Genomic DNA, 18,639 nt, shown 5'->3' on the forward strand with positions numbered 1-18,639 from the left:
CTATGACTTTTTCTTGTAGTAATGATAACGCTCCAACACTTCCCGCACGTAATTATATGTTTCTGAGCCACGCAAGTATCCATGCTTGCAAACAGGATCGTTATAATACTCGGGATCATTTTTCAAACGAATATATTCCGCTACATTATTATCCCATTTATTGGGATCTTTTCCATATTTTCGGGCCAATCGCTGCGCATCGTAAATATGTCCGATCCCAGCGTTGTAAGCCGCTAGGGTAAACTTGACTTTTTCTTCAGGATCCGTAATCTCAGAAAAACCTTGACGGAAGCGCCGTAAACAATCTACTCCCGTACGGATTCCCGTATCCGGATCTTTCAATTCATGCGGGGTGACACCTAATGCCTTCGCCGTATTTGGCATGATTCCCATAAGCCCCTCGGCACCGGCCCACGATACAACCGTAGGATTGAAATGAGACTCTTGATAGGAAATAGACGCCAGCAGCTGCCAATCCCATCCGATGTTTTTCGCATGTTTCTTGAAAAAAGGGTCATACGGGGAAATATGTCCATTCTTTACCTCCGGAATATCTGCGGTAAAAGGTCGCTTGCTTAATTCAAAGTACCGCTTAGTAACTGCCTTGAAAGAATGTTTACCCGTTTTATCGGAAGCCCATTCATCGATGGCCTTCGCCAAGTCCGGACTACTTTTCCTTACCACCCATGAAGAGCGTTGGGGAAAACTAACCTTTAGGTCGACATTGATATTCCAATAATAAGTCTTGTTTAGGCGGGCGGTGTTATCATCGCTGATCGTATAGGGAATTTCGCCCAAGGAGACCATCTCGATAAGATCTTCGGTAGCAATGGAGTCATTTTCCACTTTTTGGATATGGATTCCTCCGCCGAGTTCCTCATCCAAGTTCTTCAGTCGTTCGGAGTATTTGGTGTTAGGCTTTACGTAAACATTCTTATCGATTAATTGAGTGACATCGGTAAGAAGCTTATCGCCTTTATTGGCCCGTTGTATCAATACTTGACTGGAGATATCCTCCCGGCCGCAATAAATGACCTCTTGTTTCAGCTTGTTATTGATTGGGATAGGGTAGGCTACAACATCGGCCTCGCCGGCTTCAAGCATCTCGATCAGGCGGGCAGGATTCTCGGCGACCTTGATGTTTAATTTCAAACCTTGGCTCTTGGCAAAATCGTTTATCAGATCGTATTCGTAACCCATGGGTTGCATCTTATATTGGAAGTAGGAGGTAGAACTGTATAAAGTCACCGCCGTGATCTCGCCTTCCGCTTTCAGTTGCGGTAAATCCACGAAAACGGAAACGTCCTCTTTCTCCTCTTGTTTGTTACCGTTGCAACCATACAAGAAGAACAAAAAGAGCAGAAAGGGGACGTATTTCCTATACATTATATTATATGTTTATTTTTTCTCAAGCAAAACCACGTTCTCCACATGATGTGTATGAGGAAACATATCGACCGGACGGACTTTCTTGACGGAGTATTTCACGCTCAACAAACTCAAATCGCGGGCTTGCGTAGCAGGATTGCAGCTAACGTAAACGATACGTTCCGGCTCGGCGAAGAGAATAGTGTTGATCACATCATCATGCATACCGGCACGTGGTGGATCGGTAATAATAACATCTGGACGTCCGTGTTGGTTTATGAAATCCTGCGTAAGGATATCTTTCATATCACCGGCATAAAAAAGCGTGTTCTCTATATGGTTCAAGGCGGAATTCACTTTTGCGTCCTCGATAGCCTCCGGTACGTATTCGATGCCGATAACCTTCTTTGCTTGACGAGAGACGAAATTTGCGATCGTACCTGTCCCGGTATATAAATCGTACACCATCTCATTTCCGGTAAGACCCGCAAATTCTCTAGCCACTTTATATAGATTATAAGCCTGTTCACTGTTTGTCTGATAGAAAGACTTAGGACCTACCTTGAATTGAAGCCCCTCCATCTCTTCGATGATATGATCTTTTCCCTTGAATACGAGAACTTCTTGGTCGGTGATCGTGTCATTACATTTGCCGTTGATGACGTACATCAAGGACGTGATTTCCGGGAATCGTTCCGCCAGATGAGATAATAACGCTTCCCTGCGCTCTACATCCTCATGGAAGAAAACCAATACGACCATCAAATCCCCAGTGGATGCCGTACGGATCATCAACGTACGAACGAATCCCTCTTGGTTCCGTAAATCGAAGAAAGGATATCCCTCATGAGATAGGCAATATTCCTTGACGCAAAGACGGATCTTGTTCGATATATCATCTTGCAACCAACATTTATGGATGTCCAATACCTTATCGAACATCCCCGGTATATGAAACCCGACACCATTCATGCAATCGAAAGAAGCACCGGACTGGATCTCTTCCTCCGTAAGCCATTTCTTGTTTGAGAAAGTAAACTCAAGCTTGTTCCGGTAGAAAGTCGTGCGCTCGGAACCTAAGATCGGAAGTTTCTCTTCCATTTCGACTTTCCCGATGCGGGTAAGATTATCGTAGACCTGTTTTTGCTTATAGTAAAGTTGTTCCTCATAGGGAAGATGTTGCCACTTGCAACCTCCACAGACACCGAAGTGCTCACAAAACGGCTCCGCACGTTTGGCCGAGTACTCATGGAAATATACAGGTTTCCCCTCCGCATAACTATTCTTCTTACGGGTCAGTTGAATATCAACCACGTCTCCCGGAGCGACGAAGGGTACAAATACCACCATATCGTTCACTCTCGCGATAGCCTTGCCCTCGGCGGCTACGTCCGTAATGGTTACCTTTTCTAATATAGGCAACTGTTTCTTCTTTCTTGCCAATGTCGTTAAGTTTTAAATTCGCTTCGCAAAAATACTTACAATTCCGCTAAGAACAAAGAGCTTCGTTCTATATACTTAAATGAGTCCGGCAAACAGTTCTCGTTATTCTATCAAGATTGATGAAGATATGATTATGGACAGAAAGGGATGTATAGTATGTGTTTATAAATCAATATATTGCAGTTTCTTAAAATTTCTTATAAGGAAAACTTTTGTTTTGCTATAGAAAAACTTTAGTTCCACTAGGGAGAAACTTTAGTTTCATGCTGTAGAAACTAAAGTTTCTTCAGCAAAAAACTCCTGAGTCTTCCTATTGGAAATAAATAGACACAAATAAAAGAAAAAGATCATATAATTATATGTAAGGGGCAAAGAGATAGGCGGGAAATCCGATGGGAAATGGAAGCGTCAACAAACTTCCGCACGCAAATGTAAGCATTTGCTGGATATAAATGGTAAAGAATAGTTGTAAAACATGTAAAAATCTTTAACGCTATTCGTGCTTGCAAAGTAGAAATAGCATATATTTGCAGCATTGCAAAGTTGAGATAGCAATATAACAGTTGAAATCAACAAAACTAGAATCTAAATTCAATACTGTCGAATATGGAAAGAAAAAGAGTTTACACGTTCGGAAATGGAAAAGCCGAAGGTAAGGCAGATATGAGAAATCTGCTGGGTGGTAAAGGCGCTAACCTTGCCGAGATGAATCTGATTGGTGTACCGGTTCCTCCGGGATTCACGATTACAACAGAAGTTTGTATAGAGTATTACGAGTTAGGCAAAGATAAAGTCGTAGAGTTGCTGAAAGCGGATGTTGAGAAGGCGATCGCTAATATCGAAACGTTAATGAACTCTAAGTTCGGTGATGTTGCCAATCCTCTGTTAGTTTCAGTTCGCTCCGGTGCCCGTGCGTCCATGCCGGGTATGATGGATACGATATTGAACCTTGGCTTGAACGACGAGGTAGTGGAAGGCTTGTCTCGTAAGACGGGCAACGCTCGTTTCGCTTGGGATTCCTATCGTCGTTTCGTTCAAATGTACGGAGATGTCGTATTAGGCATGAAACCGACAAGCAAAGAGGATATCGATCCGTTTGAGGCGATCATCGAGGAAGTAAAGAAAGCGAAAGGCGTTAAGTTAGATAACGAGCTTGACGTTGAAGACTTGAAAACATTGGTCTCTAAATTTAAGGCAGCCGTTAAGGCCCAGACCGGACAGGATTTCCCGACTTGCGCTTATGAGCAATTGTGGGGCGCTATCTGTGCCGTGTTCAATAGCTGGATGAATGAGCGTGCTATCCTGTATCGTAAGATGGAAGGTATTCCAGACGAGTGGGGAACGGCGGTTAGCGTACAAGCCATGGTATTCGGTAATATGGGCGATACTTCCGCTACAGGCGTTTGTTTCTCTCGTGACGCGGGTAATGGTGAGGACTTGTTTAATGGCGAGTACTTGATTAACGCTCAAGGTGAGGATGTTGTAGCAGGTATCCGTACCCCGCAACAGATCACGAAGATCGGTTCACAACGTTGGGCTGAACGTGCCGGAATCTCAGAAGAAGAACGTATCGCTAAATATCCGTCCATGGAAGAAGCCATGCCGGAAATCTATAAGCAATTAGACGCTATCCAAGAGAAATTGGAAGATCATTATCGGGATATGCAAGATATGGAATTTACCGTACAAGAGGGTAAACTTTGGTTCTTGCAAACCCGTAACGGTAAACGTACCGGTGCCGCTATGGTGAAAATCGCTATCGACTTATTGCATCAAGGTATGATCGATGAGAAAACAGCGTTGAACCGTATCGAGCCGAATAAATTAGATGAGTTGCTTCACCCTGTATTCGATAAAAAAGCCGAGAAACTGGCGAAAGTGTGGGTAAAAGGTTTGCCGGCTTCACCGGGTGCCGCTACCGGACAGATCGTATTCTTCGCTGATGATGCCGCTAAATGGCATGCCGATGGCAAAAAGGTTGTCATGGTCCGTATCGAGACTTCTCCGGAAGACTTGGCCGGTATGGCTGTCGCCGAAGGTATCCTTACCGCTCGTGGAGGTATGACATCTCATGCCGCTGTTGTAGCTCGTGGTATGGGGAAGTGCTGCGTATCCGGTGCTGGTGCCTTGAACATCGATTATAAGAATAAGACTGTAGACGTTGATGGCGTGACTTTGAAAGAAGGTGATTATATCTCTATCAATGGTACGACCGGAGAAGTCTATGTCGGGCAGGTTGAGACAAAAGCCGCTGAGTTATCGGGTGATTTCGAGGAGTTAATGGCTTTAGCCGATAAATATACAAAATTGCAAGTTCGTACAAACGCTGATACGCCTCACGACGCTTCGATCGCTCGTAGCTTCGGTGCCGTTGGTATTGGCCTTTGCCGTACGGAGCATATGTTCTTCGAGGGTGAGAAGATCAAAGCTATGCGTGAGATGATCTTGGCCGAGGACGCTGAAGGTCGTAAGAAAGCGTTGGCGAAGATCCTTCCTTATCAGAAAGAGGACTTTAAGGGTATCTTCAAGGCTATGGCCGGATGTCCTGTTACCGTTCGTTTGCTCGATCCTCCTTTGCATGAGTTCGTTCCTCACGATTTGAAAGGTCAAGAGGAAATGGCTGAGACTATGGGCGTGTCCGTTAAGGAGATCCAAAAACGTGTGGAATCTCTTTGCGAGCATAACCCGATGTTGGGTCACCGTGGTTGCCGTCTAGGTAATACATATCCGGAAATTACGGAAATGCAGACTCGGGCCATTTTAGGTGCCGCTTTGGATTTGAAGAAAGAAGGTATTGAGGCTAAACCGGAAATCATGGTACCATTAACAGGTATCTTATATGAATTCAAGGAACAAGAGAAGGTGATCCGTACCGCGGCCGAAGAGCTATTCAAGGAAGTTGGCGATCGTATCGAATTCAAGGTAGGTACGATGATCGAGATTCCTCGTGCGGCATTGACAGCGGATCGTATCGCTTCCAGCGCTGAATTCTTCTCATTCGGAACGAATGACTTGACTCAGATGACATTTGGTTACTCTCGTGACGATATCGCTTCCTTCTTACCGGTTTACTTAGAGAAGAAGATTTTGAAGGTCGATCCGTTCCAAGTACTAGACCAAAATGGTGTAGGACAGCTGGTTCGTATGGCAACTGAGAAAGGTCGTGCCATCCGTCCGGATTTGAAATGTGGTATTTGCGGCGAGCATGGTGGTGAGCCTTCTTCCGTTAAGTTCTGCCATAAAGTTGGCTTGAATTACGTATCATGTTCACCTTTTAGAGTGCCCATCGCTCGTATCGCGGCGGCGCAAGCGGCTCTAGAAGACTAATCAAGGGGTTGATTTTTAATAGTTTAAGCACACGATAGACAGGAGGGTGGACTGAGTGATCAATCTACCCTCTATTTTTTTATAGTCATATGGTATAATCTTATATATCAGGATATTGAAGTGGAGGGGAAGGCAACAAAACGACTAGTTTAATCGTTCGTTTTAATTAGTCGTTTGCAAATATCGCAAAAAACATTTACTTATGAAAGTCAAAAAGACTTTAGAATATAATTTTGATGCGGTTTTTGGGGTATTTTACTAAACCTATATGTTCCCTATAAAATAATCGATATAAACGACTAATTAAAACGAACGATTAATTCATTCGTTTTTTATGGTTAAACCCTCTTTTTGCATAAATATAATGAGAACGGATATATATGAAAACGACATTAGGCATAGAGTTCGAGCCTTTTTTTCCTCAGATAAGTCATCGTGCCAAGATCGGCTGCGCAAAGTATGATTTGTCTACTGGGGAAGGAGTGGCGATGGAACAATGGTATCTGAATATGGGTGAAGTTCCGGGAACTCCATTGAGCCAGATAGTAGGCATATATTCCAATGTCAAGCCAGAAGACCGTGAATGCTTGAAAACTTCCTTGAGCCGACTTGTCCACGGAGAAACTGATCATGATCAAGGGGAAGTCCGGGTCAGGGATGGCGAGGGATGGAAATGGGTTCGTCTGGATATAATGGAGGCGGGTCTGGAGAAATCAAGCCCCATCCTATTACTGATGAATTATGATATATCTGAACTGAAAGCGATGGAAGAACGAATGCTGAAGGCCGAGAAATCAGAGCGTTTGAAATCCTCCTTTTTGGCAAACATCAGCCATGAGATCCGCATGCCATTAAACGCTATTGTCGGATTCTCTTCTCTTTTAGGGGATGAAGAGGATGGTGAGCTAAGACAAGAGTATATTAATCTTATTCAGACCAATAATGAGTTATTATTGGGTATCGTTAATGATGTATTGGATCTGGCTAAGCTCGAGTCTGGTACCATGACCTTTGATTTCATGGAATTTGATCTAAGACAACTTATTGTAGAAACGGTAGCATCTTTCCAGATCAAAGTACCGAGAGGGGTAGCTTTGACCTATCCGGAATCTTTGGATTCCTTTTTATTACGCTCCGACCGTATCCGTTTGAAACAAGTTCTTGGCAATTTTATAACAAACGCAATTAAGTACACCTCTATAGGTAGCATCATCTTGTCATATCAAGCCATGGAGAACGAAGTTCTGTTATCCGTGACCGATACGGGGGAAGGAATGTCGGAGGAAATAAAACTTCATGTGTTCGATCGTTTTTATAAAGGACGAAACCAAAAGCAAGGCATAGGGCTTGGACTTTCTATCTGCCAAAATATAATTGAAAGGCTGGGAGGGCGTATCGGTGTCTCTTCTGAGCAGGGAAAAGGCTCTTGTTTTTGGTGCACTTTACCAATCTTTCCCCCAAAAGATACCTATTAAATAAAGAAAATACCGTATATTTGTTTTTGAAAGAGAAACGAAAAAACAATTTCTACGTATGGAGCGGTATTTAATTATAAAAACAAGGGATGAGTTGTTGCGCATTAAGATTGGTCAGATCCTTTATTTTGAAGCAGACAGGAACTATACGAAACTATTGTTGTCAAATGGCATCCAATTTACCTTCGCTATAAATATCGGAAAAATAGAAGAGATCTTAGAGAAGCAGGTCGCTGGTTGTAACAAGATATTAATGCGTGTCGGAAAAAGTCATATCATAAATAAAAATCATATCTTACAAATAAATCTCCCTAAGCAGCGTTTATTATTATTGACGGAAGAGGGTAAGCCTAAAGAGTTGGTAATATCCAAGGATCCGTTGAAAGTGCTGAAAGATAATCTTGAGAAGGAGATGGGAAAGCCTCAAGAGGAAGAGGAAAAGGAATAAGACTATGATTATAAAGATAGGAAAAGCAAAAGACAATGATTTTATTGCAAACGATCCTCATGTAAGCCGCCATCATGCCCGTCTGATACGTGAGGATGGTGGCAACTTATTATTGGAGGATACGGGATCTACTAACGGTACGTTCGTGAATGGAGCCCAGATCATAAAGAAACGTGTTACTCCTACGGATCATATTCGCTTGGGGGATAGCTATGTCTTGAATCTTTCCGAGGTGCTTAAATACAATAATGATTATAGCGATGAATTTGCCGCATTGAAAAAAGTCTACGATGATTATATTCAAGCAAAAGTCAAGATTCAATCCTCTAATCAGTTTAAGACCAGATTATTTCAATCCTTACCATTTGCTTTGCCCGGAATAGTGGGGGTCGTGATAGGCTTCTTAGGGAAAGGTAGCCCGGAACTATTCGGCATCAGCCTCTTGATAACGATTTGTGCCCCTACGGTAGGAATCTATCTAGGAGCCAAGCAGTCGGCCAAGATTCCCCAGCAATTGCAGGATATCGCCAATCAATTTAAGATAGACTATGTTTGTCCGAAATGTGGGACATTCTTGGGTGAGATCCCTTGGGAATCATTGAAAAACCGAAAGCAATGCCCAGTTTCTTCCTGTAAGGCCAAATGGGTGAGAGAATGAGCCTTTTCTTTTCGTATAGTAAAACAGCCTCTTTTGTACATGAAACCCAAATGTTTGATTATAAGAGAGAATAACAAGTTTATTAATCCATTGCTTTTTGTACTTTTGTTTTCGGAATATTAATATATTAGGAACAAAGGTTATGCAAGAAGAGGAATATACATTCGTAACTTTAGACGGCAATGACGTCATGCCAGCGGATGCTGTCATAATAGACGTGGAAGGAGGAGGTGTCGACCTAGGCGACGCCATAGTTATAGACGATAGTAGCATCGAGTCTTTCGATCATTCAGACTTTATAACATTGGCGGACGATACGGTTATGCTTTCCGATACAGATATGATGGATCTGTACTCTACGGATATGGATGGCGCAGATATTTCGTTTATCGTATGATCGCGGTTAAATGTCCACATTGCCATGTAGGATTAAAGGTAGACGAGGGGAAGATTCCCCTCGGCATTACCTCCTTTAAGTGTCCGAAATGCAAAGAGCCTATTCCTTTGTCCTTATTATCCGAGAAAAGTAATCATCAGGAAGTCGATTCCGATACGATTTTAGTGACACCTGTCAAGACTGGAATCGGCAGACTGACGGTTCTTCCAGACGCCGATACACCTGAACAAGCGTTTCCTCTTCACGAAGGGAAGGTTGTCATTGGCCGGAAGTCGAACGCCTCACAAGCTACGATGCCAATTATCACGGCTGATCGCACGATGAGTCGCGAGCATATTTGCATTGAGGTGAAAAAAGATTCAAAAGGTGGATATAAACATTTCCTTACCGACAATAATAGTAAAAACCATACGTTATATAATAACAGTTACCTAGAGAATGGCGAGGTGGTCGTGCTCAATGATAATGACGAGATTATTATTGGTCGCACCGTCTTACGTTTTAATGAATAAAACTCATTTGTTATGATTATAACGATCGGTAAGCCATGTGCTATTACGGAAAAAGGAGGCAGATCGAATAACGAGGATTCCATTTACCCGCTTCCCGAACAAGTGACCCTTGACCAAAAATTGTTTATGGTTTGCGATGGTGTGGGTGGAGCCGAGAAAGGGGAGGTAGCCAGCTCATTAGCTTGCGAGTCCATACAAACTTTCTTTTCTACGTTCCTAAAGGATGATCCCACGCCTGAGTTTATCCATAAAGCCGTACATTATGCGGAAGTCTGTTTCGACTCCTATGTTCAAGAGCATCCGGAAGCGATGGGTATGGCTACTACGCTCACCATGGCCTATATCGCTTCTTCCGGAATCGTATTGGCTCATATCGGAGATAGCCGGATCTATCATCTGAGGAAGGGGGAGATTTTATATCAAACAGAAGATCATTCATTGGTAAATTCATTGGTTAAATTAGGTAAGATCACTCCGGAAGAAGCGTTAACCCACCCCCAGCGGAATGTGATTATCCGGGCTATACAAGGCACTCATATTCCAACAGAAGCGGACATTATTACCTTGAACGATATTCAACCCGACGATTTCCTCTTTCTTTGTACGGACGGGGTTCTTGAAAGACTGAAGAATGAAAAGATCGCAGAGATATTTAATGGTCGTTTATCTGTTCCGGAAATAAAGGACGCTCTCATGGAAGCCTGTGACGGCAAGACTCGGGATAATTTTTCTTTTTATATCATACCTATTCAAAAAGTGGAAGATAGCATGGGTTTTAAGCAAAATATTCTCTCTTTTCTTTATTCTTTTATATAAATAACGTACTTTTGGCAGATTAAATGGAATTATTCAAGGTTATGAATCTGCCAGACGGACATCTTCTTCAAAACGGAAAATACAGACTTACTCATGTGGTTGGTCAAGGTGGTTTTGGCATAACCTACAGAGGAGTTTGGTATACAGAGGTTAAAGGATCTTTAGGCACCGTAAAGACGGAGGTCCCTATCTGTGTCAAGGAATATTTCTTCAAGGATTATTGTTATAGAGAACCCGGTTCCCAAGCCGTAAAAGTACATTCGGAGACGGGAAAGGTCTTATTTAACAAGTTCAAGGAAAAACTGATCAAAGAGGCAAAGATCCTATCGGAAGTTCACCATCCCTATATCGTAAACGTGTTGGAGGTTTTCGAGGAAAACAATACGGCTTATATTGCCATGGAGTATATTTCCGGCTTCTCGCTAAAATATATGCTTGAGAAAAACGGGATATTGCCCGAAGCTACGGTCCTTAAATATGTACGGCAAATTGGCGAGGCGTTACAATTCGTTCATGATAAGAGTATCTTGCATCTGGATATCAAGCCTAGCAATATCTTGATCGATAAGAACGGGAACGCCCGCTTGATCGATTTCGGAGTCAGCAAACGTTACGATATCGAGCAGGAAGAGACCAGCACTACGATGTTAACCCTTTCTAAAGGATTCGCATCCATAGAGCAATACGATAACGAAGGAACACAAGTGTTCTCGCCCCGTCCGGATATTTATTCCTTGGGAGCCACGATGTATAATCTGTTAACGGGAACAATCCCTACAGAATCTATACTACGTGCCGCACGTCCTTTGCGAAACCCCTCTGAAATCAATGCGGCGATCAGCCCGAAAACAGAGGCTGTTATCATAAAAGCGATGCAAATCATTCCTGCGGATCGCTTTGAGACGGTGGGCGAGATGTTGGCGTCTTTGGATTTTTCTCAAGCGGAAAAGGAAGTTCAGGTTGTCCCAAGTCCATCTCCCGAGATTGTGAATGAGGAAACAACGGTGGTTTATTCATCACCTGTAGATTCTAAATTAGTAGGATCGGATGATGAAGAGACTGTTGTCAATGTGGCTAATCCACCTACCGTGGAGCCAATAACAGAAAAGAATAATTCCAGAAAGAAAATAATTCCTATCGGAATCGCTATATTTGTCGTTGTAGGATCCGCTACGGCTCTTTTAGTGCATAGCAATAGGCCCACAAAAGAGGTTGTCGAGAGTATTGATTTACCTTCAGCTGTGGAGCCGGATAGCAATGTCTCAAAAGAAGTAGAAATGCCAGATCACCCAGTTTTACATACGGAACCTCCTATCTCTGAGATAAAGGAAGCGGAGAAACAAGAGCCTAAAGTGGAAGAGAAACGACCTATGGAAACAGAGCATACGATAGAAGAGAATGTTCTCCCGGATCAGCCATCGGAAAATGAGATGAATGAGAAATATAACTCGTTAATCGCCTCCGGTAAGGAAAAAATGGCCAAAGCTGATTATTTGGGAGCTAAGAAAGATTTGTCGGAGGCAAAGGATACGAAACTTACGGAAGAGGTAGTCCGGTTGATCATCGCTTGTGATGAGAAAACCGAGGAGAAACGTATAGCGGACAAAAAGGCCCTGTATGAGGAGAAAATGGCTTTCGGACGATATAAGATCGTACGTAAGAAGTCAAATAACAGATACGGGGCGATCGATTCGAAAGCCGAGGAACGTATTCCTTGCAAATACCTAAGTGTCGGTATCGCGGATAACGGCCGGGCATTCGAACGGGAAGACAATTTGTTTGATATTTATAATTCTGACGGATCATTGATTAGCGAAGGCCTTACTTATTATTGATTGTAATATTATGAACAACTAAACATGTATTTACCTATTATATGAAAAGACTTTGGATATTGATGATATGTGCGGTATTTCCCCTCGGACTGCTGGCGCAACAGCGTACGGAATACAACCGTAAGGGAGATGAAGCGATGAAACGTCTTGATTATAGTGACGCTAAAATGTGGTACGAGGAAGGCGTATCGCAATGCGACGCATACAGTATTGATCAGCTGACTACGATTTGGCTTTCCAACGAGCGAATGCGGCCTTCCATGCGTAGCTTGATGAATAAATGTTTAAACTGCCTGACGGTCAAAGCTACGGAAGATGATCCGGATGCCATCTCTAAATTAATCATTTATTATTCGGAAGGTATCGGAACCCCTAAAAGTGAGGAGCTAGCAACCTATTGGAAAGAATACCAAGAGATGTTGTTAAAGCCGGCGGAACCCGAGGCCCAACCGATAGATTCCGCAGCGGTATCCCCTAAGAAACGAATGGAGTTTTTCGCGGGATACTCGTATTCGATCGAATCTCCTTATGGAATCACGGTAGGAGGTATGGGGCAACGCTTCGGTTGGTATGTCCGTTTCAAGACGAATATGTCTTTTATGAATTATACGGACGAATGTAATAACCAAGGGCAGATTATTAAGTTCTCTAATTCGGAAGGGGAATCTTATGAGCTTAATACAGGTAAATCCTCGAAGACAAATAGTATAGCCGGAACGGCCGGTTTAATCGTAAAATGCTTTCCGTGGTTATATGCCTCTGTTGGTTTGGGATATGGTGAAAGAGCTTTACTACATTCGTTCACGACCCATTCCTATGAAAACTACGACAGTACACGAGAGGTATGGTGCCGGAATATTGATTCCTCATACAAAGGGGTCGCTGCCGAGGTTGACTTGATGATGAAAATAACGAACTCTGTATTTATTAGCGTTGGATGCAATACGGTTAATTTTAAGTACTTGGATCTAAACGCTGGCTTAGGTGTATTCTTTTAATATTGATTATTTATGAAACATATATACTCACTCTTCTCTATTCTATTTGCGGCTTTATTAATGGCCGGATGCGTGAATGATCCGGATATAGATGGTGGCATTCGAAACGCTAAAAAACCGTCTGTTAAGACAGACGAGATATTGAAGTCCACGGCTAGTTCCGTGACAGTATCGGGGGAGGTCTTGCAAGAAAACGGCGCTCCCGTGACAGAGGCCGGTTTTTGTTGGAGCACGGAATCTACCTTTACTGTGATAGAGAAAAATAAAAAAGCCGTATCCAAGCGTAAGGTAAAATATGAGGCTACGATCGAGGGCTTAACCAATGATCTGGATTACTATATCCGGGCCTATGCGATCAATGCGGTAGATACCGCTTATGGAGAGATTTTACCTTTTAAGACGAAAGATGGATTAGGAAGCGTTAAGACCTTATTGCCAGTCAACGTGATGTCTACTTCCGTTCAATGTGGAGGTATGATAACCAAACAAGGGGAAGCCGAAATCGAGGAAAGGGGTATTTACTTAATGCTGAATCCGGAGCCTTCAGCATCCGACTCTACGATTCGTATAGACATGGAAGCCGATTCGTTCTATTGTACGATCTCCGATTTAAAACCGGAAACTACCTATTACGTTAGAGCTTACGCAAAAAGTAAATATGGTGAGTATAACGGGGCGAAAGTCGAGACCTTTAAGACCACGAATGGTCGTCCTGTATTAGATGATAACAAATTCAAGAAAATAGCGACAGAGTTTACCTATGCGGAGTTCTCCATGGAAATAATAAGCGAGGGAGATTCTCCGATCACGGCATGTGGTTTCTGCTTTAGTGCTGATAAATCGCCTACAATAGAAAATGGGGATACGATTATTTGCGGAGCGGGTATCGGAGAATTTGCCGGGAAAATCTATGATATGCAACAGCAGAAAGGGTATTACGTACGTGCTTATGCGACAAACGCTTTAGGTACTACCTATAGCGCAGGCGAAGGTATCCATACGATTCTGGAAAGTGAGTTGCCTACAGTCAATACGAAGGAGGTGTCTACTATTAAAAACGGTACCGCATGGGTAGGAGGAGAGGTCTTAGCCGAAGGTGCCTCACCGGTTACAGAGGCTGGTGTATGTTGGGGAACTAGTCCTAGTCCGGCCTTTGGTAATTGTGAAGGAGCGGTAGCTCTTTCTTCCGGTACACAAGCGTTTACGGGTACGATAAAGGAATTGAGAGGAGGCACGAGCTATTATTTAAGGGCTTACGCTAAAAATAAGAATGGTATCGCTTACGGAGAGGAAGTTCGCTTCCAAACTCCGGATATATTTGGAGCAGGGGCAAGGTTTGAGGGAGCTTTCCGGATACCGGGATCTACCTCTTTCTGTACCTTGGCTAATAGCACGGGATTCTTGTTAGGCGGTGACACGGGTAGGGAATACACCGATGAGTTTTGGGGATATATGACCTCTAAGAAAGAATGGTTGCCCTTAAGGTCTCAGCCTGAGAAATTATCGGGCCAAGCATGTTTCAGCATCGGATTTGGCCTATGGACTTTTGGTGGTTTGGATAACACGGGAAAGATATGTGACAGTTTATATGTATACTCCACATCCGATAATTCTTGGAGCGCCGTACAAACAGACCAGCAACGGCCTAAAGGTATGTATCGGGCGGCATGTTGCAGAATGGAAGATCAAGCGTTCCTCATAGGTGGACGTAGAGGTAACGAACTAATCGATGAAGTCTGGACTTATGAACCGAGCGCTTTCGTTTGGAGCAAGAAATCTAATTTCCCGATTAAACAATACGGCGGAATATCCGTTGTAATTGGTGACCGTATATATGCCGGACTGGGGATTATTAATAAAGCGGATCCTTCTTTGGAATATACGACACAGTTTTGGTCTACAGACAAGAACGCTGTAGCTTGGGAAAAGGAGGCTTCGTTCCCCGGAAGGATGCTTTTATGTGCTATCGCTTATGGTAATTATGTATATGGCGTAGACGGGGACGGTTATATTTGGCGCTATGATCCGGACTCTCAGAACTGGAGCCAGAAATCCCAGTTACCAGCGGCTAACAGGTCTGTACATTGCATGTATGTCTTGGATAATTATATCTATATCGGTTTGGGCAATGCCTCTAACTCATTAATCAGTTACGATCCTACTTGGGATAATTAAAGATGAATAGAACAGCGATTTTAGAACAGATACAGAAGAACGTAGAACGGCTGTCGGCTCCTGATCTACCGGAATACAAATATATCCCGTTGCATCAGAAGCCATCGCCTTCAGTCGCTACGTTGCATGAGATCATGCGCCTATTACGTACGGTTATCTTCCCCGGATTCTTTGGTACGGAACAAGAGGCTCAATTAGGCTCTATCCAATATTATACGGGAGTCTATTTGGAAAAGATCTATGATCTCTTACAAGAGCAAATATATAATGGACTTTGTTTTGAGGTAGAGCGTTGTTGTGATTCCAAGGACCGGGCTTCCGAGATCTCGATCGCTTTTATTAACCGGATTCCTCATATCAAATATTTACTGTCCACCGATGTAAAGGCCATCTTGGATGGTGATCCGGCAGCCAAGAGCGTGAGTGAGATTATATTCTGTTATCCGGCGGTCTATGCGCTTTTACATCAACGGGTCGCTCATGAATTATTCGAGCTAGGCGTACCGGTACTCCCGCGTATCATTACGGAAATGGCACACTCGCAAACCGGGATCGACATTCATCCCGGGGCGCAGATCGGAGAATATTTCAGTATCGATCATGGAACGGGTATTGTCGTGGGACAAACCGCCATTATCGGAAACCATGTCCGCCTTTATCAAGGTGTGACGTTAGGAGCCAAGAGTTTTACGCTGGACGAGGAAGGACTTCCGATAGATTTGCCCCGTCACCCGATCATCGAGGATTATGTGACCATTTATTCCAACGCATCCATATTAGGACGGATCACTATTGGCCGAGGATCTATTATCGGGGGTAACATCTGGCTCACCCATAGTGTACCTCCCAATTCCAAGATATCTCAATCACGTGTCGAAGAAAAATTCACGGAAATATGATATTATTTGAAAGAGATTCCGTATGTTTGTGCAAATGACATTACGGTGTTTTCCTTAAATAATAGAATATGACCATGAACAAAGTAAAGACATTAGATGATCTCAAGAAAATGCGTGAATCTCTTCGTGCGTCTTTGGATCTGCGTGAAAAAAGCAATACCCCTGATCAGCTCGTACAAATTAAGGTTTCTATGGCCACTTGCGGTATAGCTGCCGGAGCCAAGGAGATAATGAGTTATTTTATCGAGGTTTTAGACCGGCAGAGAATCGATGCGTTGGTAACTCAAACCGGATGCATGGGCTATTGTTATGCGGAACCGACTATCGAAATCAAGCTTCCGGGTCAGGAGCCGTTGGTATTCGGTTATGTCGATAAGGCAAAAGTAGAAGAGATCATAGATAAGTATATCCGTAAGGGTATCTTGGTAGACGGCATCATTCCTGTAACTTACACCACCGTAAAACCCGAATAAGAAATTTAATATCTTACATAAATGGCACAATACACGAATTATATATTGGTGTGCGGTGGCACAGGTTGCCGTGCATCACAAAGCGAGCAGATCATCGAGAATCTGAGAGCCGCCGTCGAGCAATACGGATTAGAGGATACACAAGTGATCCGTACCGGATGCTTCGGTTTCTGCGAGAAGGGTCCGGTAGTTAAGATGATCCCCGATAACACTTTTTACGTACAAGTTCAACCATCGGATGCGGACGAGATCGTACGGGAGCATTTGGTAAAAGGCCGTAAAGTGGAACGGTTACTTTATATGAATCCGGAAACCCGTGAGCTGGTTCCGGACTCCAAGCATATCGGATTCTATAAGAAACAGCTACGAATCGCCCTTCGAAATTGTGGCTTTATCAACCCGGAGAATATCGATGAGTATATCGCTCGTGACGGCTATGTAGCGTTAGGAAAAGCCCTTGTGGAAATGACTCCCGAGGAAGTAATCAAGGAAATCATGGATAGTGGTTTACGGGGTCGTGGGGGCGGTGGTTTCCCGACAGGCTTGAAATGGCAGATTACCCGTAAGGTACAAGCGCCTCAAAAATACGTGGTTTGTAATGCGGACGAGGGCGACCCGGGCGCTTTTATGGATCGCTCCATATTGGAGGGCGACCCGCATTCGATTGTGGAGGCTATGGCGATTAATGGATATTGTACGGGAGCTAACAAAGGTTTGGTATATATCCGTGCCGAATATCCGCTAGCCGTTGAACGTTTGAAAATAGCCATACGGCAAGCGAAAGAATATGGATTGCTGGGCGAGAATATATTTGGGACTGATTTCTCATTCGATATCGAGATCCGGTACGGTGCCGGAGCTTTTGTTTGTGGAGAGGAGACCGCTTTGATCCACAGTATGGAAGGTTTGCGAGGCGAGGCTACCGTAAAGCCGCCGTTCCCTAGTGAACACGGGTATAAAGGTTGTCCGACCAATGTAAATAACGTAGAGACTTATGCGAATATCCCGGTGATCTTGTTAAGAGGCGCTAAATGGTTCAGTAGTATCGGAACAGAGAAAAGCAAAGGAACAAAGGTGTTCGCCTTGGCGGGAAAGGTAAACAATGTGGGGCTGATCGAGGTTCCTATGGGTACGACTTTGCGTGAGGTTATCTTTGGAATTGGGGGAGGTATCAAGGATGGAAAGAAGTTTAAGGCTGTGCAAACCGGTGGCCCGTCAGGAGGTTGCTTGACAGAAAAGCATCTTGATCTTCCTATCGATTATGATAATTTGCTTGCCGCTGGTTCCATGATGGGTTCCGGAGGTATGATCGTCATGGACGAGGATGATTGTATGGTAGCCATGGCTAAGTTCTATCTGGACTTTACGGTCGAGGAATCTTGCGGTAAATGCGCACCGTGCCGTATCGGTAATAAACGCTTACATGAAATATTGCAGAAAATCACGAGTGGAAACGGAACCGAAGAGGATTTGACCCGTCTAAGGAATCTGGCGATGGTGATTAAGGATACCGCTTTATGCGGCTTGGGACAGACTTCCCCGAATCCGGTTTTATCTACGATGGATAATTTCTACGATGAATATCTGGCGCATGTCCGGGAGCATCGTTGTCCGTCTCATCAATGCCGGGAACTTACTCAATATTTCATCAATCCGGAGAAATGTAAAGGATGTACGCTCTGTGCCCGTGTTTGTCCGGTGCACGCAATTACAGGTGGACGGAAAATTCCTCATATTATCGATCCGCAAGCTTGTATCCGTTGCGGTACCTGTATGGAGAAGTGTAAGTTCGGAGCGATTTATGTCCACTAAATT

The 18,639-nt window shown here is 43.7% G+C and carries 15 protein-coding genes; 13 read left to right on the top strand and 2 right to left on the bottom strand.

All coding sequences use genetic code 11. The features are described from left to right. On the bottom strand, positions 1-1,386 hold the full coding sequence (locus DWX33_RS00125; protein WP_048927278.1) for a transglycosylase SLT domain-containing protein: 1,386 nt from the start codon (positions 1,384-1,386) through the stop codon (positions 1-3). 12 nt (positions 1,387-1,398) lie between these two features. After that, a complete protein-coding gene (gene rlmD, locus DWX33_RS00130) occupies positions 1,399-2,811 on the bottom strand; it encodes a 23S rRNA (uracil(1939)-C(5))-methyltransferase RlmD (protein ID WP_005857064.1) in 1,413 nt (470 codons plus the stop codon). A gap of 606 nt (positions 2,812-3,417) precedes the next feature. Here rlmD and ppdK point away from each other — a divergent pair. From ppdK to DWX33_RS00195, 13 genes are all read left to right on the top strand, one after another. Then, on the top strand, positions 3,418-6,138 hold the full coding sequence (gene ppdK / locus DWX33_RS00135) for a pyruvate, phosphate dikinase (RefSeq protein WP_008772196.1): 2,721 nt from the start codon (positions 3,418-3,420) through the stop codon (positions 6,136-6,138). 380 nt (positions 6,139-6,518) lie between these two features. Beyond that, positions 6,519-7,613, top strand: a complete 1,095-nt coding sequence (locus tag DWX33_RS00140; protein WP_005862364.1) for a HAMP domain-containing sensor histidine kinase — start codon at positions 6,519-6,521, stop codon at positions 7,611-7,613. 58 nt (positions 7,614-7,671) lie between these two features. After that, on the top strand, positions 7,672-8,061 hold the full coding sequence (locus DWX33_RS00145; RefSeq protein WP_005857058.1) for a LytTR family DNA-binding domain-containing protein: 390 nt from the start codon (positions 7,672-7,674) through the stop codon (positions 8,059-8,061). 4 nt (positions 8,062-8,065) lie between these two features. Next, positions 8,066-8,719 carry an FHA domain-containing protein gene (locus DWX33_RS00150; RefSeq protein WP_008772195.1) on the top strand — a complete coding sequence of 218 codons (654 nt, stop codon included), beginning with the start codon at positions 8,066-8,068 and terminating at the stop codon, positions 8,717-8,719. A 142-nt stretch (positions 8,720-8,861) separates the two neighbouring features. Next, a complete protein-coding gene (locus tag DWX33_RS00155; RefSeq protein WP_005857054.1) occupies positions 8,862-9,116 on the top strand; it encodes a hypothetical protein in 255 nt (84 codons plus the stop codon). Next, positions 9,113-9,628 (top strand): FHA domain-containing protein, encoded by a 516-nt coding sequence (locus DWX33_RS00160; protein ID WP_008772194.1) that lies wholly within the window; start codon positions 9,113-9,115, stop codon positions 9,626-9,628. The genes DWX33_RS00155 and DWX33_RS00160 overlap by 4 nt, the downstream gene beginning before the upstream one ends. A gap of 12 nt (positions 9,629-9,640) precedes the next feature. Then, on the top strand, positions 9,641-10,444 hold the full coding sequence (locus tag DWX33_RS00165) for a PP2C family serine/threonine-protein phosphatase (protein ID WP_122379653.1): 804 nt from the start codon (positions 9,641-9,643) through the stop codon (positions 10,442-10,444). Positions 10,445-10,485: 41 nt separating this feature from the next. Then, entirely contained in the window at positions 10,486-12,279 is a 1,794-nt protein-coding gene (locus tag DWX33_RS00170) for a serine/threonine-protein kinase (RefSeq protein WP_158595276.1), read from the top strand. Between the two features lie 41 nt (positions 12,280-12,320). Further along, positions 12,321-13,277 carry a hypothetical protein gene (locus DWX33_RS00175; protein ID WP_036629346.1) on the top strand — a complete coding sequence of 319 codons (957 nt, stop codon included), beginning with the start codon at positions 12,321-12,323 and terminating at the stop codon, positions 13,275-13,277. Between the two features lie 12 nt (positions 13,278-13,289). Next, the gene (locus DWX33_RS00180; protein WP_009017422.1) at positions 13,290-15,452 is read left to right on the top strand and encodes a kelch repeat-containing protein; all 2,163 of its coding nucleotides are present in this window, start codon (positions 13,290-13,292) and stop codon (positions 15,450-15,452) included. 2 nt (positions 15,453-15,454) lie between these two features. Continuing rightward, positions 15,455-16,351 (top strand): serine O-acetyltransferase, encoded by an 897-nt coding sequence (locus tag DWX33_RS00185; RefSeq protein WP_005857041.1) that lies wholly within the window; start codon positions 15,455-15,457, stop codon positions 16,349-16,351. 74 nt (positions 16,352-16,425) lie between these two features. Then, complete coding sequence (locus tag DWX33_RS00190; protein ID WP_044546039.1) at positions 16,426-16,824, top strand: ferredoxin; 399 nt, start codon at positions 16,426-16,428, stop codon at positions 16,822-16,824. A 21-nt stretch (positions 16,825-16,845) separates the two neighbouring features. Then, complete coding sequence (locus DWX33_RS00195; RefSeq protein WP_044546036.1) at positions 16,846-18,636, top strand: NADH-ubiquinone oxidoreductase-F iron-sulfur binding region domain-containing protein; 1,791 nt, start codon at positions 16,846-16,848, stop codon at positions 18,634-18,636. The last annotated feature ends 3 nt before the right edge of the window (positions 18,637-18,639 follow it).

Source organism: Parabacteroides sp. AF19-14 (assembly GCF_003635485.1).
Classification (GTDB): Bacteria; Bacteroidota; Bacteroidia; order Bacteroidales; family Tannerellaceae; genus Parabacteroides; species Parabacteroides distasonis.